Here is a 16,684-nt window from a genome sequence, read left to right as displayed (position 1 = left end):
ATTAATCTAGACTGTTAGATTGATAAATTGGACATTTTAAAAATGAAAGATCCTTTAGAAATATTAGAATTAGTTCCCGATCCGGAAATTCCGGTTATCAATATCGTGGAACTGGGCATTGTAAGAGAAGCAAAAGTTACCAGCGAGAATTCTTGTGAAATAACGATTACACCTACTTATTCTGCCTGTCCTGCCATGTTCACCATTGAGGAAGACATCATGAAGATCATGAAGGAAAACGGCTGGGATGCCAAAGTGGTAACCAAAATGTTTCCGATATGGACTACAGACTGGTTAACGGATGAAGCAAGAGAAAAACTGAGGGCGTACGGAATCTCACCTCCTGAAAAGGGAGCAGACGAACATCACATCGGGAAACCGAAAAAATGCCCACGTTGTGGCTCTATGAATTCAAAGCAGATCAGCAGATTCGGATCTACATTGTGTAAGGCTTCTTATCAATGCTTAGACTGTCTGGAGCCGTTTGATTATTTTAAATGTCACTAATTAATATAACATTGAATCAATGTACCAGTTTACCAATACTGAAGTAATTGTTACATTGATAAACTGATACATTGCTGGATTATTTTGATACTATGCAAGACTATTGATTGTTACATTGTTAAACTGATATATTGTTACGCTACAGAGATTGCCACATTATTTTATATTGTTAAATTAGGGCAGTGTAATTTTTCAATTCTTTAATCATTTAATTTAAATTTAAACCATGTATACACAACTTGATATTGAAACGCATTTTGACGGAAAACTGAAAATTGCTTACCTCAATCAGCCGGAAACGATGAACGCGCTTACAAAGCCGTCTTTATCAGATCTTAAAGATTTCGTTAAAGAATGCAGCGAAGACCCAACAGTAAGATGTGTGGCGATTTCAGGAAGAGGAAGAGCTTTCTGCTCCGGTCAGAATCTGGATGATGCTTTCGTACAGGGCAATGAGCACCATGATAATGATATCATCAGAAAAATTGTAGTGGATTACTACAATCCTCTGGTTACAGAGATCACGCGTTGTAAAAAACCTGTTGTGGCATTGGTAAACGGCCCTGCAGTAGGAGCAGGTGCGATGCTGGCCCTGATTTGTGATTTTGTTTTAGCAGTAGATAAATCCTATTTTGCTCAGGCATTTTCAAATATCGGATTGATTCCTGATACGGGTGGAACTTATTTTCTTCCAAAATTATTAGGAAGACAACTGGCCAATTATTTAGCATTTACAGGCAAAAGATTATCAGCTGAAGAATCTAAATCTTATGGTTTGGTAGCTGAGGTCTTTACTGAGGAAGAATTTGCTCCGAAATCTATGGAGATCCTTGAGAAAATGTCAAATATGCCGACAGCTGCTATCAAATTAACTAAAAAAGCCTTTGCACAGTCTTACAACAATACACTGAAAGAGCAGCTTGAATTGGAAGGTGACCTACAGCAGGAAGCTGCAGAGACAGAAGATTTCATCGAAGGGGTAAACGCCTTTTTACAGAAAAGAAAACCTGATTATAAAGGAAAATAAATTATAGAAGCTAGAGATTAGAAGTTAGATATTAGTAAGTATAGACCTAACTTCTAACTTCTAGTTTCTAATATCTATAAAAAATGAAAAATATCGGAATTATTGGGGCAGGAACCATGGGCGTAGGAATTGCTCAGGTGGCTGCAACAGCGGGATGCAAAGTCGTTTTATTCGATGCAAATGCTCCGCAGATTGATAAAGCATTATCAGGCTTAGAGAAAACACTTCAGAAATTAGTGGATAAAGCTAAGATTTCTCAGGAAAAAGCCACAGAAATCAGAAATAATATCGTTAAAGGTGAAGCTTTACAGGATCTGAAAGATTCCGATCTCGTGATCGAAGCCATCATCGAAAACAAAGACATAAAAACCAAAGTATTTACAGAACTTGAAACCTATGTTTCCGAAAACTGTATCATTGGTTCCAATACATCATCTATTTCTATCACCTCTCTTGGGGCAGAATTAAAGACACCTGAGCGTTTCATCGGAATTCACTTTTTCAATCCGGCACCACTGATGCCTTTGGTTGAGGTGATTCCTTCTTTATTAACAGAAAAATCATTGGCTGAGAAAATCTACAACCTCATGAAAGATTGGGGGAAAATGCCTGTGATTGCTAAAGATATCCCCGGATTTATCGTTAACAGAATTGCCCGTCCTTATTATGGGGAAGGATTAAGAATTGTTGAAGAAAACATCGCAACACCGGAGCAGGTAGACGAAGCCATGAGAACACTTGGAAACTTTAAAATGGGGCCATTTGAACTAATGGATCTTATTGGTGTTGATGTAAATTTTGCAGTAACAACAACCGTTTACAAAGATTATTTCTACGATCCAAAATACAAACCGTCTTTGCTTCAGCAAAGAATGGCCGAAGCTAAACTTCACGGCAGAAAAACCGGAAAAGGATTCTACGATTATGCAGAAGGTGCAGAAAAACCGGTTGCTGAGAAAAACAATGCATTGTATCATCAGATCTTTTTAAGGATCATTTCAATGCTGATCAATGAAGCTGTAGAGGCTAAAAGATTAGGTGTTGCCAACGATGAAGATATTGAATTGGCCATGCAGAAAGGAGTCAATTATCCAAAAGGATTGCTGGCATGGGGAAAAGAAATCGGTTATTCAAAAATCTCCGAAACCCTGCAGAATCTTTACGAGGAATATCAGGAAGAAAGATACAGACAAAGTCCTTTACTTCGTAAAATGTAACAATATAATAAGTCTAACAATGTAACAATCCATTGAGTATTTTGAATTTCTATTGGTAAACTGTTATATTGATACACTGTTAAATTAAAAGAAATGACGCCAAGACAAGTTGCAGATTATATGTTCAGTCAGGATTATTTTTCCCAATGGATGAATATCAGAATGATCGAAGTCAGAGAAAACTATTGTTTAATAGAAATGCCCATCAAAAAAGAGATGATCAATGGGCTGAAAACAGTTCACGGAGGGGTTACATTTGCTTTTGCAGATTCTGCGCTGGCATTTTCATCCAATAACACCGGAGATGCAGCTGTTGCCCTGAACTGTATCATCAATTTTACCAAAGCCGGAAAGGAAGGTGATGTTTTCAGAGCAGAAAGCATTCTGGTGAATAATACCAGAAAAACAGCTGTTTACGACATACAGATCACCAATCAGAACAGCGAACTGATTGCAAAATTCGTCGGAACAGTTTATAAAATTGGAAAAAAAGTAACAGAACTATAAATAAAATGTACCAATTTGAAAATGTACCAATTTACCAATCCAATTGTTACATTTTCAAACTGATACATTGTTAAATTAATAAAAATGAATAACGTATACATCATAGACTACGTAAGAACACCAATTTCAAAATTACAGGGCGGATTATCAGAAGTAAGAGCTGATGATTTAGCAGCTGTGGTTATTAAAGAAGTTATGGCCAGAAATCCGGAAGTTCCTGCTGAGGAAATTGAGGACGTTATTTTCGGATGTGCCAATCAGGCAGGAGAAGATAACCGTAACGTAGCGAGAATGGCTCTTTTATTGGCCGGACTGCCTTATAAAATCGGAGGGGAAACAGTAAACAGGCTTTGTGCTTCAGGAATGTCTGCGGTGGCTAATGCTTTCCGTTCCATTGCTGCTGGCGAAGGTGAAATTTATATTGCAGGCGGCGTAGAACATATGACCCGTTCACCTTATGTAATGTCTAAGCCGGGTACTGCCTTCGGAAGAGACAGCCAGATGTTTGACACCACTTTCGGATGGCGTTTTGTTAATCCGAAAATGAAAGAAATGTACGGGGTTGACGGAATGGGAGAAACAGCAGAGAATCTTGCAGATATGCACAATATCAGCAGAGAAGATCAGGATAGATTTGCCCTTTGGTCTCAGCAGAAAGCGACAAAAGCTCAGCAAAATGGAAGACTGGCAGAAGAAATTGTAAAAGTTGAAATTCCACAGAAAAAAGGCGAACCTAAAATTTTTGATCAGGATGAATTCATCAAACCTACATCTTCCATGGACGGTCTGGGAAAACTTCGTCCGGCTTTCAGAAAAGAGGGAACGGTAACCGCTGGAAATGCATCAGGAATGAATGACGGAGCAGCAGCCCTTATCCTGGCAAGCGAAGAGGCTGTGAAAAAATATGGTTTAAAACCAAAAGCCAGGATTTTAGGATCCGCCGTAGCTGGGGTAGAACCTAGAATTATGGGAATAGGACCTGTAGAAGCCACTCAGAAATTATTAAAAAGATTAAATCTTTCTCTGAACGATATTGACATCATCGAGCTGAATGAAGCATTTGCAGCACAGGCCTTAGCCGTGACCAGAAGCTTAGGTTTAAAAGATGATGATGCCAGAGTGAATCCAAACGGAGGAGCTATTGCCATCGGCCATCCACTGGGTGTTTCCGGGGCAAGAATCATTGGTTCTGCAGCTATGGAACTTCAGAAACAGGATAAGAAATACGCATTGTGTACCCTTTGTATCGGTGTCGGACAAGGCTATGCAATGGTCATTGAAAAAATGTAATTTTTCAATAATGTAACAATATAAAAATGTATCAATCTAACAATTCATGTGATATCTGAGCCTATCGAAAAATCTCTCATTGGTAAACTGTTAAATTGATACATTGTTAAATTAATTTTTTAATAAAAAAATTATGAACATCTACTCATACCACGGTATCCGTCCTATCATCAAACCTTCTGCTTATATTCATCCGCAGGCGGTCATTATCGGGAATGTGGAAATCGGTGAAGAAGTATATATCGGGCCCAATGCTGTGATCCGCGGCGACTGGGGAAAGATTATCATTAAAGATGGAGCCAATGTCCAGGAGAACTGTACACTCCATGTGTTTCCGAATATTGAAACCATCCTGGAAGAATCTGCCCATATTGGTCATGGAGCGATCATTCATTCCGGGCATATCGGTAAAAACTGTCTTGTAGGAATGAATTCAGTAGTAATGGATAAAGCGGTTATCGGTGACGAATGCATCATCGGAGCTCTGGCTTTTGTTCCGGCTAACTTCAGATGTGAGCCGAGAAAATTAATCGTAGGAAGTCCTGCCAAAATTATCAGAGATGTTTCCGATGAAATGATCCATTGGAAAACTGAAGGAACAAAATTGTACCAACAGCTGGCAAGAGAGGGAAAAGAAGCTATTCTTCCTTGTGAGCCGTTCTCAGAATATGTGGAGCAAACCGCTACCAAAACTGTTGATTACAGCATCTGGGCGGATTTAAAATAGCCGTTACACCTTATTCAAGCTGATAAGGTTTTATTATACAAACAAAAACGAATATGATCAAAAAGTTTCTCATTGCCTGTACTATGCTGTTTGCTTTTCAATTCATGGTTTTAGCCCAGAATGAGAAAGTAAAACCGTTGACTATTGGAGAGGTCAGGACATTTAAATCTAAAATATTAAATGAAGACAGAACTTTAAACATTTATCTGCCGAACGGTTTCGATAAAACAAAATCATACCCGGTTATCTATCTTCTGGATGGTTCAATCAACGAAGACTTTATCCATGTTTCCGGCTTAGTACAGTTCTTTAATCAAATGTATGCAATGCCTGAAACCATCGTGGTAGGAATTGCCAACATAGACAGAAAAAGAGATTTCACTTTTCATACAGATCTTAAAGATTTACAGAAAGACTACCCGACGACAGGCCATTCGGATAAGTTTATTGATTTTCTGGAAAAAGAACTGCTCCCTTACATTGGAAGCCAGTATAAAACGACAGAGAAATATCTATTCGGGCAGTCCCTGGGCGGACTTCTGGCTACTGAAATTCTTTTCAAAAAACCGGAAATGTTCAATAACTATTTTATCATCAGCCCAAGTTTGTGGTGGGATGATCAGAGCTTACTGAAACAGGCTCCACAACAGCTTTCCAAAAGTCCGGATACAAAGAAGTTTATTTATGTTTCTGTAGGAAAAGATGAACATCCTGTGATGGTAAAAGATGCAGGATCTCTTTATGATGTGCTGAAACAGACCGGTAAAAAGAACTGGACTGTGGAATATAAAATAATGGAAACAGATAATCATGCTACTATTCTTCACAGAAGCCTGTATGAAGGTTTGGTGAAATTGTTTCCATATAAGGAATTGAAATAAAGACTTTGAATGATACCTTTTCTGAAGAAATATTGGATTTTCCTGTTAATTGCTCTTATCGGAATCAATTATGCGGGATTCTATTTGCTGAAAGAATTAATAGGTATTTCTGATGTATTGGAGCATGTAGAATCAGAACATGTGATCAGAAAGCTGAAACAGAAGGATTTTTTATATACCCTGTTTGTGGATGCAGTCCTGATCCTGGATTTTTCCCTTATTCTGTTGCTGCTGTTTGTTGCAGGAAGAAAAATAGTACAACTCATTATTAAAAAATAAATTTCAATAATTAATAGAAAATAATGACTAGCACAGAGCATTTTGAGTCCGGTTGTATGTATCATATATACTCACATGCCAATGGAAAAGATCTACTGTTTATGGAGGAAAGTAATTATCATTATTTTTTGGATAAGTTATTAAAGTATATTGCACCGATTGCTGACATTTACGCTTATTGTTTGATGCCAAACCATTTTCATTTATTAGTTAGGTTTAAAGATTTAGAGAATAATAAGGTTACTAATGAACATCAATATTTAATGAAGCCATTCAGTAATTTTCTGAATAGTTATGTTAAAGCGTATAACAAAAGATATAATAGAAGAGGTGCTCTCTTTCTTGATTTTCTGAAACGGAAAAGAGTTCAGGATGAAAAATACCTGCTTAAACTATTGCATTATATCCACAATAATCCGGTACATCATGGTTTTGTCAGTCAGGCTGAAAAATGGAAATACTCTTCCTATAATTCATATGTAAATATAGAAAAGTCAAGCACTGTTGAAAGAAAAGAAATTCTGAAATATTTCGAGACAAAAGATGATTTTCTAGACTATCATAAATCTAATGTAGAATATGATTTTATGAATTTAGAATAAAGGTTCGCAAACCTTATAGGTTTTTAAAACCTATAAGGTTTAAAGAAAAGTGGGGTGTAAGACATTAAAAAGAAATAAAAGTTAAAAATAATATGGAAAAACTGAAAAATTACATCTACGGAGAATGGGTAGAAGGTACCGGAAACGGGATTCCTTTATACAACGCCGTTACAGGCGAACAGGTTGCTGTTTCAGATACAGAAGGACTCAATTTCGAGCAGGCTCTTGATTACGGAAGAACAGTAGGCTACAAAAACCTTTCTTCCATGACGTTTTATGACAGAGGAGAGATGCTGAAAAAAGTGGCTCTTTATCTTTTGGAAAGAAAGAAAAAATATTACGAATTATCATATAAAACAGGAGCTACCCACGCAGATTCGTGGGTAGATATAGAAGGAGGTTTTGGTACTTTCTTCACTTATTCCGGATTGGCAAAAAGAATGCTTCCAAATACTCCGTTCTGGGTAGATGGGGAAACTCAGAAAATCTCTGCTAACGGAACTTTTCTGGGAACCCATATTCTGACACCAAGTGAAGGAGTTTCTATACAGATCAATGCCTATAACTTTCCGGTTTGGGGTATGTTGGAGAAATTATCCACTTCACTTCTGGCGGGTGTTCCTTCCATTGTAAAACCGTCTCCTTACGGTTCTTACCTTACAAATGCTGTTTTCCAGGATATGATCGAAAGTGGAGTTTTGCCGGAAGGTGCACTTCAGTTGGTTTGTGGTGAGCCGGGAAATATCCTGGATTATGTTCAGGACGGTGATTCTGTACTGTTCACCGGTTCTGCCCATACAGGAAGAAAACTGAAATCAATGTCTTCCATTGCCGGAAACGCAGTCCGTTTCAATATGGAAGCAGATTCTCTGAACTGTTCAATTTTAGGTCTGGATGCAAAACCGGGAACTCCGGAATTTGATCTGTTCATTAAGGAAGTACGTAATGAGATGACCACAAAAGCAGGTCAGAAATGTACCGCAATCAGAAGAATTATTGTTCCTGAGCACTTGATTGGAGATGTTCAGAATGCTTTGTCTAAAGCTTTAGACCAGACCAAAATCGGAAACCCATTAAGCAGAGAAACCAGAATGGGATCACTGGTAGGAAAACAGCAGTACGATGAGGTAGTTAGAAAAGTAAATATTTTAAAATCTGAAACAGAATTAATTTACGACGGAAAGCATGAACTTGTAGATGCTGATTATGATAACGGAGCATTTATGAGTCCGAAGCTGTTCTTAAACGATAAGCCTTTTGAGAAAAATATCTCTCATGATGTAGAAGCTTTCGGACCGGTTTCTACGTTAATGCCTTACAAAGATGCCGAAGAAGCGGCAGCTCTTGCTAAAAGAGGAAAAGGAAGCTTGGTAGGATCTATTATTTCCCATGATGAAAGCTTTATTGCAGAAACGTCTTGGAAAATGGCTTCCCAACACGGCAGAATTTTTGTTCTGAACAGAGATAACGCCAAAGAAAGTACAGGTCACGGTTCACCGCTGCCTACCCTGATGCATGGTGGTCCGGGAAGAGCTGGTGGAGGTGAGGAAATGGGCGGACTGAACGGTCTTCATTTCTTCCTTCAGAAAACAGCGATTCAAGGTTCTCCGGATGTATTGAAAGCGATTACAAAAGTGTATCAGCAGGGTGCAGAGAAAAAATTCTCAGACAAACATCCTTTCCAGAAATATTTCGAAGAAGTTGAAGTAGGGGATTCACTGGAAACGGCAGGAAGAACAGTTACCGATGCAGATATCGTTAATTTCTCCAATGTTTCATGGGACCATTTCTATGCCCATACTGATGCAACCAGCTTAACCGGAACTATTTTCGATAAAACAGTAGCTCACGGATATTTCATCCTTTCAGCAGCAGCAGGGTTGTTTGTTTCAGGAAAAAAAGGACCTGTTATTGCAAACTACGGATTGGAAAACTGTTCATTCTTTAAACCCGTTTACGCAGGAGATACCATCACAGTCTATTTAACGGCAAAAGAAAAAATAAACAGAGGTGTAAAGGGAAGAAACATTCCTTCAGGCGTTGTAAAATGGTTAGTAGAAGTCGTTAATCAGAGAGATGAGATCGTTTGTGTAGCGACTATCTTAACACTGGTGGCAAAACATTCTCCTTTTATTGATCTGAATGTGAAAAATGTTCAGAAAATATTGGGTGGTTTAACGGAAAGTACACAGCCAAGTTGGGGTAAAATGTCTCCTCAGCAAATGATTGAACATCTGGAACATGGAGTTCTGGTAAGCTTAGGTGAGCCGGAAGCCGACAAATGTTTCACACCGGAAGAACAATTGGAAAAATGGCAGGATTCCCTTTATAATCACAGAAAAATGCCGAAAGATTTCCCGGCTCCATTCCTGGCTGAAGACGAAACATTACTGGAATTAAAGCATAAAAATCTGGATGCCGCAAAACAGTCTTTCCTGGATAATGTACAGAAATTTACAGTATATTACAGAGAAAATCCACAAGCCGAGCATATGAACTTTGTATTCGGAAAACTGAATAAAGAAATGTGGGAACTCATGCACAAAAAGCATTTTACACACCACTTTGAACAGTTTGGTTTGATTTAATTCAAAATGTAATTTAAATTTATAGTCCCTTTTGGTTTTTACTGAAAGGGATTTTTTTAACCTTGACAAGGATAAAGAAAAATTAAAAAGAACCACATAACACAAATGAAATGACAGACATCAGAACTACTCCAATTGAAGCAGATTGTTTCTACCATATTTATAATCGTGGAATTAACGGAGAAAATATTTTTAAATCAGATCAGAATTATTTGTTCTTTCTCAATAAAGTGTCTGACTTTCTTATTCCTGTTTGTAATGTATATGCATATTGCCTGTTGCCTAATCATTTTCATCTTTTAGTTAAGATAAAATCTGATTTTGAATTGGATAGCCTTGTCAAGGTTCAAAACCTTGACAAGGCTACAAATGCTACTAAGATAGGCCTCCATTCTCCTCAGAATATTTTCTCAAAGCAGTTTGCCCGAATTTTTAATTCTTATTCCCAGGCTTTTAATAAAGAAAATAAAAGACATGGTGCTCTTATTGAATCTCCATTTAAAAGAAAATTGATTACATCAGATGAGTATTTAATTAATACAATAATTTATATTCATCAAAATCCGCAAAATCATTTTTTAACACCTGAATTTTCAAAATACATTTTTTCCTCTTATCAAACTATTTTAAGTAATTCAAAAACTTTATTGAAAAGAGAAGAGGTTATTGAATTATTTGATAATAGAGAAAATTTTATACTCTCACATAAAAAGGATATTGAGCTTGATTGTGAGTTTTAGAATCCTTGTCAAGGTTTTAAACCTTGACAAGAATTTTTACCCTCCATAAAAAATCTTAGTTGAAGAAATGTTTTATTAAAAATGATAATTACTTTTACAGTACAATCAGAATTTATTTATTTAAAACAGGATATGGAATTACAATTTTTCAAAGACTTTGATTTTACGGATTTCTGGAACGAGAGCAGTTATTCCGTAAGAGATTATATAGAACCGTTCCCCGATGATGAACTTATTGCTTCCGTAGAAGAAGAGCTTGGCTACAAACTTCCGGCTTCTTATATCGAATTGATGAGACTGCAGAACGGAGGATTGGTGGAGAAATCATGCTTTCCTACGTCACAAGAAAATTCCTGGGCGGATGATCATATTGCCATTACCGGAATTACGGGAATCGGAAGAGAAAAAACCTATTCCATCTGTGGAGAGCTCGGAAGTCAGTTTATGATTGAAGAATGGGGATATCCGGCAATAGGTGTTTATATCTGCGACTGTCCTTCGGCAGGGCATGATATGGTTTTGCTGGATTATTCCAGTTGCGGAAAAGATGGCGAACCCGAAGTAGTTCATATTGATCAGGAAGATAATTACAGAAAGATATTTCTGGCCAAAGATTTTGAAACTTTCATAAAAGGGCTGAAAAGTGAAGATGAATTTGACAGTGAATAAATAAACCGGTATTTTTAAACTTTAAATCGAATCATAAAAAATAAAGTAATGAACGAAAGCTGGATGCAAAAATGGGAAGTGGTAAAAGATATCCTTACATGTCCCGTAGATTTGGAAACCTATTTTACTTCGGATGAAATTCTGGAGCAGAAAATGGAAATCATGGAGATAGGAAATGTATCCCTGCCGTCCGGAAAAGTGATCGTAAGAGATCCTTTGGTTTTTTTGAGGGCAGGAGAAAAGCCTTATTTTCTTCAGGCTCCAAAAGGAGATTTTCCTGTAAAAATTGCTGTTGTAAAGTCTGAGGAATGGGGTAGCCGTTATGCTGCCGTAAAAGTTGAATTTACCAAAGAAAAACCTGTGCTGTACAGAGAAGCTCTGATCGGGGTGGAAAATCTTGAAGATTTGCATGAAGGAGACTACTTTGGGTTCATGGTAGATGCCGGACTGGGATGTATTACTGATGCAGAAGTGCTTCCCTATTTTGATAAATTCCTTACCGAAGTGAATGTAGAAAATGTTTACGACAATTATTTCGCCGGACAGTTTGCCCAAAGTTACCAAGAGCATCCGCAAAATCAGAGAGAGCTGGGAGACTGGATCAACTGGAAGGTTCCCAATACAGAATATCATATTCCAATGTTTGCAAGCGGTTTTGGAGACGGTGGTTATCCTGTTTATTTTGCATACGATGAAAAAGGAGAAATTTGCGGATTATATATTCAGTTTATTGATATAGAACTGGCATTGTCTGATGATGAGGAATAAAACCTTTGCTGATAAAGTCATAGAATTCAATAAAAATCTTCAGTTTTCAGGAAATCTTCCTGATGGTTTTAAGGCCATGAATCCGTATCTGGACAATCCTGAAACAATGATGGTCATGCAGGAATTTTATCAAAAATACTACAATGACAGGAATCCCCGGAAATTTATGATTGGGATCAATCCCAGCCGGCATGGAGCCGGAGTAACGGGCGTTCCGTTTACCGATACCAAAAGATTGGAAGCTGTTTGTGGAATTAAAATGAAATCGGCCCGTACCCACGAAGTTTCTTCCGTTTTCATGTACGATATGATCGCTGAATATGGTGGAGCAGAAGAATTTTACAAAGATGTTTATATCAATTCACCCTTTCCGCTGGCTATTGTAAGAAAAACAAAAACGGGATGGCTGAATGCTAATTATTATGATGATAAAAAACTCTTTGAAACCATAAAAGAGTTTATGATCGATTCCCTGAAAAAGCATATCAGCCTTGGTGTGGATACTTCCGAAGTCTTTGTTCTCGGTAAAAAGAATTCAGAATTTATTGCTGCATTGAATAATGAGGCGCAGTTATTCGGGAAAATGACCGTTCTTGAGCATCCCAGATATATCCAACAATATAAAACAAAAGAAAAACAGCTGTACATCGACAAATATATTTTAGCATTGAAAAAACAAAAATTCCCTGAATAGTCAGGGAATTTTTCATTTATGCATTAGAATCTTTTCGCGGTACAAAACACTTTTGTAATTTTACTTTTTGATGATTTTCGAAGATCCGGATGAAGTTTTGAAAATGTAAACACCATTTGGAAGTTCCGAGATATCTGCCTGATTGATTCCCTTCTTCATTTCAAAATTTTTCAGCAGTTTCCCGTCCTGACTGTAAATTTCAGCCTGTGTATTGTCTTCCGTTTTAATAGAAAGAGGTCCGCTGGTAGGGTTAGGATAAATCCTCATACCTTTTTGTGAAGAAACAGTTTCACTCGTTGCCAATACAGTACCAATGTCTTTTACCCAGGTGAAAGCATCGAATCCTGCATATCTGTAGTTTCCGCCTAGCGTAATTCTTAGCTCATCAATAACGATATTTGAGTAATTCTGGCCGTTTAAATTGGTAAGATCAATAAGGGTATATCCGTTCGTAGGGGTCATGGAAGTAGCAAAACCTGTAGTTTTTGTCTGGGTAAACTTAGTTACCCCGTTCAGCTTTCCTGTAACAGTTAACGTTCCCTGTACTGCCAAATCTAAGTTAAGAGCAGACAGATACATCCAGAACCGGTTGACCTTAAACAGATTCGATGTGGTTTTAATGCTGAAAGACGGTGGCGATGCAGTATCGTTGGAGTTGTCGATATACCTGTTGTCAACGGATGTTCCATTCCAGCCTGTAGCCGGGTAGTTAGCCTGAATGTCAAAAATTCCTACATGAGAAATGACATTGAATATCACTCCATTATCGGTAAAACTCGGACTTCCGTGAGATTCCGTTTCAAATTGCTCTGTACTGGTCTGTCCAAAAGAAAAGAAAGTTATGAACAGACTACAGATGGTTAAAAAAATAGATCTTTTCATGATTTAGGTTTTAAATAAGTTGTTTTTTTTAATCACGTGGAGGATAAATTCCCTCTACACAAATGATGTAATTAAGCCCTAAATAAGGCGGCATATTATTCATCGGAAGATTCTGCCCGATGTAAGAGATCGATCTTGCATTAAGGGCGGTATCAGGATCAGCCTGTACAAAGCTTGGAATCGCCGTAAAATCTCTTCCTATTTGGTTTCCTGTAATCGCAATGGAAGTGTTAACAGATGGAGCAGGCAAGGTTGCATTGGCGTTCGCCACTTTCAGCTGAAAGCCAGACCCAATGCTTGGAAGATTTTGTGCCATGATCGTATTTTGTGCAGTTCCTGCCACTACTCCTAGAGGGTAATATTCATTACTGTTCACACTTCCGGCACCGATGGCCATTCTTCCTTTTAGATTTGGAAGAGCGAAAGTATTGACTCCATCACCACCATAAATGGTTCCCAAAATTGAAAATAATGCAGAATTAGTTGAGATTTTTAATAAGCTTCCGTCACAGAACATCCAACCCCTAGGAGCAAAATTTCCAGCAAATAGTTTTACAATTCCCATGTATTCTTCCATGATAATAGTTTTTTCAGTTGTTAAATTTTCCTACTCTCTTTTGGCTTTTCGGATTCCGCCTGTGGTTGTTGGTTTTATTAAGCCAAAGGAACAATATATAAGAAGGCAGTACTAGAGTAGAAAATACCAAATTGGGGAGTCCGTATTTATACGTAATGGGAGTTCGTATTTTCTTATGAATAGAGAATATATGAGGCAAAAGGAACAGATATTCTATGGAGTTGTTTAATACGTAATTTATGCCCTATAATTTGCTCAGGAAGATCGGTATTTAGTATTTTTGTAATAATCCAATTAAAATAAAAAATGAACGAATTCGTAAGATCAGAAATTAAAAATAATATCGCCGAAATTACCTTCGGAACCCCAAAAAGCAATTCGCTTCCGGGTGCCATTTTAGAAAAATTGGCTCAGACCATCCTGGATGAAGGAGCTAAAGAAGAAGTAAAAGCTATTTTAATAAAAAGTGAAGGTGAAAAAGCGTTCTGTGCAGGAGCAAGTTTCGATGAGCTTTTAGCTATTGAAGAACTGGAAGCATCTACAAAATTTTTCGGTGGTTTTGCCAAAGTTCTGAATGCGATGAAAAACTGCGGGAAAATTGTCGTGGTAAGAGTTCAGGGAAAAACAACAGGTGGGGGCGTAGGGATCGCTTGCGGAGCAGATTATTGTTTTGCTACTAAAGATTCGGCATTAGCACTTACAGAAATCAATTTAGGAATAGGGCCTTTCGTGATCGGACCTTACGTGGAAAGAAAAATAGGAAAATCCCAGTTCTCTGCAATGGCTATTGATGCAGATTTCAGATCGGCAGAATGGGCAGAACAGCACAATATTTATCATTCTGTATCCGAAAATATTGAAGAAATGGATTCTAAATTAGATAAGTTCATGCAGACACTGGCTTCCAGAAGCAGTGATGCATTAGCTTTGATTAAAAAAGTTTCCTGGGAAGGAACGGATTATTTCAATGAACTGATGCCGGCAAGAATCCACATGAGCGCAAGCTTAATTCTTGAAGATTCTGCTAAGAAAAATATTGAATCTATTAAAGAAAGATTGAGAGCAAAATAAGTTTTGCTTAACATAAAAAGAGAAAAGGTTACCCAGAAGGGTAACCTTTATTTTATTAAAATTTGATGATGAAATTCGATTTTTAATCAAAAAGAGATCCGCTTCAATTACGAAACGGATTCTCTGAAGTTAATATGAATGTTGAATTAAAGTTCGTTTTGTTGTACTAAATTTTGAGATGCATTGATCTCTGCCTGAGGAATCAACCATGTCCATCGCTTATCTCCGGCAGGAACAGTCATTAAATTATTAGTAACAGCAGACACATGATTTGCACCAGTCCTGTTTAAAGGAAGATTTAATCTTTTCAAATCAAGAAATCTGAAGCCTTCTCCCCAAAGTTCTAATCTTCTGCTGTTTAAAATTTCAGTAATATAAGCCTGACCTGTAGTTGTAGCACCAGCATATGCAGGGTTTCTATTTTTTGTAAACTCATTAAATACAATTTTAGAGTCTGCCTCTTTATTGTCTTTTGCTAGTGCTTCGGCCTCTATAAGATACATCTCTGCAGCTCTCATAAATGGGATGTCACCTAAGCTTGAATTATTATCAACTGCTCCTGATGCATTTACAGAAAGAAATTTTTGCGAAGTATAAGTAAATTTGCTGTAGGTAGAAGGTAATGGAAGTGTAGGATGTAATCCGGTAGGATCAATAACCTGTGTTCTCACATCAGTGGCCGGAAACTGCGCATATAATAAATTATTGACAACTTTAGGAGCCTGTCTAATTTGTGTTGAATTATAATTTCTGGACATATAACCCATAAAATTTCCAAAAAAGTCGGTTGTGGCATCAATTGGTTTGTAGCCCCAAACCCATTCTGAATTAGAATAACTATTGAAGCCTGATTTATACTGAGTATTGTTCATTAGTGCAAACCCCTGTCTTGCTTCTTTTGCATATAGAGCTGCGTTAGCATATTTCCCTTGTACTAAAGCCACCCTTGCCATTAGACCTCTTACAACATTCGCGTTGAAGTGAGATTTATCCGACCTTGTTTTACCGTTTAAATAAGTGTAAGCCTGTGCCAAATCTGAATTTATTGAAGTATAAACCTCTTCTAAAGATGCTCTTGGAATAGGATTGAAAGAATCATCCAGCCTAAGTGGTACTCCGGGTTGCGAATTCGTTGTTCCCTCTACATATCTTTTTGCATAGATTTGGGCAAGCATAAAATAGCAATATGCCCTGAAAGCATGAGCTTCGCCCATTACCTTGTCCTTTAGTGCCTGGTCTCCTGTAACATTAGGAGCTGCCTTTATGATAATGTTTGCAATTCTTATCTGTCCATAGAAAAAATCGTATGGATAAAATAAATTTGCAGAAGTGGCATTAGCATTATCCAGCCATCGTAGAGTGGTTACAAACCATCCGTTACCTGTAGTAGGAAAAACCAAGTCCTCTCCCATTACATCCATATAAATCATTACTCCGGTAGCACCATTCTGCCCCTGGCTGCTGTTTTGTCTGTAGTACATATTTCTATGCATCCCATTAATGGCTATATTTAAGTTATCTAAACTTGAGGTTACTAAAAGTTCACTCGCTGCTTCTGTTGGATCTTTCTCCAGATCATCTCTTTCACAGGATGATAAAATACTTAATATGGAAAGACCGGAAATTAAAAGTGTTTTATTTGTAATAAATTTCATTTT

At 37.5% G+C, this 16,684-nt stretch carries 18 protein-coding genes; 15 read left to right on the top strand and 3 right to left on the bottom strand.

Annotated features, from left to right (window positions below; translation table 11 throughout):
• Nucleotides 1–42: 42 nt before the first annotated feature.
• The 14 genes from paaD to J4Q03_RS16920 all read left to right on the top strand — a co-directional run bounded on the left by paaD (nucleotide 43) and on the right by J4Q03_RS16920 (nucleotide 12,496).
• Nucleotides 43–507 carry a 1,2-phenylacetyl-CoA epoxidase subunit PaaD gene (gene paaD / locus J4Q03_RS16985; RefSeq protein WP_426049310.1) on the top strand — a complete coding sequence of 155 codons (465 nt, stop codon included), beginning with the start codon at nucleotides 43–45 and terminating at the stop codon, nucleotides 505–507.
• Nucleotides 508–733: 226 nt separating this feature from the next.
• Nucleotides 734–1,534, top strand: a complete 801-nt coding sequence (locus J4Q03_RS16980; protein ID WP_426049309.1) for an enoyl-CoA hydratase/isomerase family protein — start codon at nucleotides 734–736, stop codon at nucleotides 1,532–1,534.
• Nucleotides 1,535–1,617: 83 nt separating this feature from the next.
• The gene (locus tag J4Q03_RS16975) at nucleotides 1,618–2,751 is read left to right on the top strand and encodes a 3-hydroxyacyl-CoA dehydrogenase NAD-binding domain-containing protein (protein ID WP_426049308.1); all 1,134 of its coding nucleotides are present in this window, start codon (nucleotides 1,618–1,620) and stop codon (nucleotides 2,749–2,751) included.
• 93 nt (nucleotides 2,752–2,844) lie between these two features.
• Nucleotides 2,845–3,258, top strand: coding sequence for a PaaI family thioesterase (locus J4Q03_RS16970; RefSeq protein ID WP_426049307.1), 414 nt, complete (start codon nucleotides 2,845–2,847; stop codon nucleotides 3,256–3,258).
• An 84-nt stretch (nucleotides 3,259–3,342) separates the two neighbouring features.
• Nucleotides 3,343–4,548, top strand: coding sequence for a 3-oxoadipyl-CoA thiolase (pcaF, locus tag J4Q03_RS16965; RefSeq protein ID WP_426049306.1), 1,206 nt, complete (start codon nucleotides 3,343–3,345; stop codon nucleotides 4,546–4,548).
• A 133-nt stretch (nucleotides 4,549–4,681) separates the two neighbouring features.
• Nucleotides 4,682–5,275 carry a transferase hexapeptide repeat family protein gene (locus J4Q03_RS16960; RefSeq protein ID WP_426049305.1) on the top strand — a complete coding sequence of 198 codons (594 nt, stop codon included), beginning with the start codon at nucleotides 4,682–4,684 and terminating at the stop codon, nucleotides 5,273–5,275.
• 53 nt (nucleotides 5,276–5,328) lie between these two features.
• A complete protein-coding gene (locus J4Q03_RS16955; protein WP_426049304.1) occupies nucleotides 5,329–6,156 on the top strand; it encodes an alpha/beta hydrolase in 828 nt (275 codons plus the stop codon).
• Nucleotides 6,157–6,165: 9 nt separating this feature from the next.
• Nucleotides 6,166–6,435, top strand: coding sequence for a hypothetical protein (locus J4Q03_RS16950; protein ID WP_426049303.1), 270 nt, complete (start codon nucleotides 6,166–6,168; stop codon nucleotides 6,433–6,435).
• Between the two features lie 23 nt (nucleotides 6,436–6,458).
• Nucleotides 6,459–7,037, top strand: a complete 579-nt coding sequence (locus J4Q03_RS16945) for a transposase (RefSeq protein WP_426049302.1) — start codon at nucleotides 6,459–6,461, stop codon at nucleotides 7,035–7,037.
• A gap of 92 nt (nucleotides 7,038–7,129) precedes the next feature.
• Complete coding sequence (paaZ, locus tag J4Q03_RS16940) at nucleotides 7,130–9,625, top strand: phenylacetic acid degradation bifunctional protein PaaZ (protein WP_426049301.1); 2,496 nt, start codon at nucleotides 7,130–7,132, stop codon at nucleotides 9,623–9,625.
• A gap of 110 nt (nucleotides 9,626–9,735) precedes the next feature.
• Nucleotides 9,736–10,365, top strand: coding sequence for a transposase (locus J4Q03_RS16935; protein ID WP_426049300.1), 630 nt, complete (start codon nucleotides 9,736–9,738; stop codon nucleotides 10,363–10,365).
• Nucleotides 10,366–10,497: 132 nt separating this feature from the next.
• On the top strand, nucleotides 10,498–11,034 hold the full coding sequence (locus tag J4Q03_RS16930; protein ID WP_426049299.1) for an SMI1/KNR4 family protein: 537 nt from the start codon (nucleotides 10,498–10,500) through the stop codon (nucleotides 11,032–11,034).
• A 48-nt stretch (nucleotides 11,035–11,082) separates the two neighbouring features.
• Complete coding sequence (locus tag J4Q03_RS16925) at nucleotides 11,083–11,802, top strand: DUF4241 domain-containing protein (RefSeq protein WP_426049298.1); 720 nt, start codon at nucleotides 11,083–11,085, stop codon at nucleotides 11,800–11,802.
• Nucleotides 11,789–12,496, top strand: coding sequence for an SMUG2 DNA glycosylase family protein (locus tag J4Q03_RS16920; protein WP_426049297.1), 708 nt, complete (start codon nucleotides 11,789–11,791; stop codon nucleotides 12,494–12,496). Before J4Q03_RS16925 ends, J4Q03_RS16920 begins: the two co-directional genes overlap by 14 nt.
• Nucleotides 12,497–12,556: 60 nt before the next feature.
• Here the strand turns inward: J4Q03_RS16920 and J4Q03_RS16915 are convergent, their stop codons facing one another.
• Together J4Q03_RS16915 and J4Q03_RS16910 are read right to left on the bottom strand one after the other, a co-directional pair.
• Complete coding sequence (locus tag J4Q03_RS16915; protein ID WP_426049296.1) at nucleotides 12,557–13,378, bottom strand: T9SS type A sorting domain-containing protein; 822 nt, start codon at nucleotides 13,376–13,378, stop codon at nucleotides 12,557–12,559.
• A 28-nt stretch (nucleotides 13,379–13,406) separates the two neighbouring features.
• Complete coding sequence (locus J4Q03_RS16910; protein ID WP_426049295.1) at nucleotides 13,407–13,955, bottom strand: phage tail protein; 549 nt, start codon at nucleotides 13,953–13,955, stop codon at nucleotides 13,407–13,409.
• Between the two features lie 306 nt (nucleotides 13,956–14,261).
• Between J4Q03_RS16910 and J4Q03_RS16905 the strand changes: the two genes are divergently transcribed.
• Nucleotides 14,262–15,026 (top strand): enoyl-CoA hydratase/isomerase family protein, encoded by a 765-nt coding sequence (locus J4Q03_RS16905; protein WP_426049294.1) that lies wholly within the window; start codon nucleotides 14,262–14,264, stop codon nucleotides 15,024–15,026.
• Nucleotides 15,027–15,172: 146 nt separating this feature from the next.
• Here the strand turns inward: J4Q03_RS16905 and J4Q03_RS16900 are convergent, their stop codons facing one another.
• A complete protein-coding gene (locus J4Q03_RS16900; RefSeq protein ID WP_426049293.1) occupies nucleotides 15,173–16,681 on the bottom strand; it encodes a RagB/SusD family nutrient uptake outer membrane protein in 1,509 nt (502 codons plus the stop codon).
• Between the last annotated feature and the right edge of the window lie 3 nt (nucleotides 16,682–16,684).

The sequence above is a fragment of the Chryseobacterium sp. NFX27 genome (genome assembly GCF_049887855.1).
GTDB lineage: Bacteria > Bacteroidota > Bacteroidia > Flavobacteriales > Weeksellaceae > Chryseobacterium.
The sequence above is the reverse complement of the archived record's forward strand: the minus strand, read 5'-3'. Positions and strand labels throughout refer to the sequence as shown.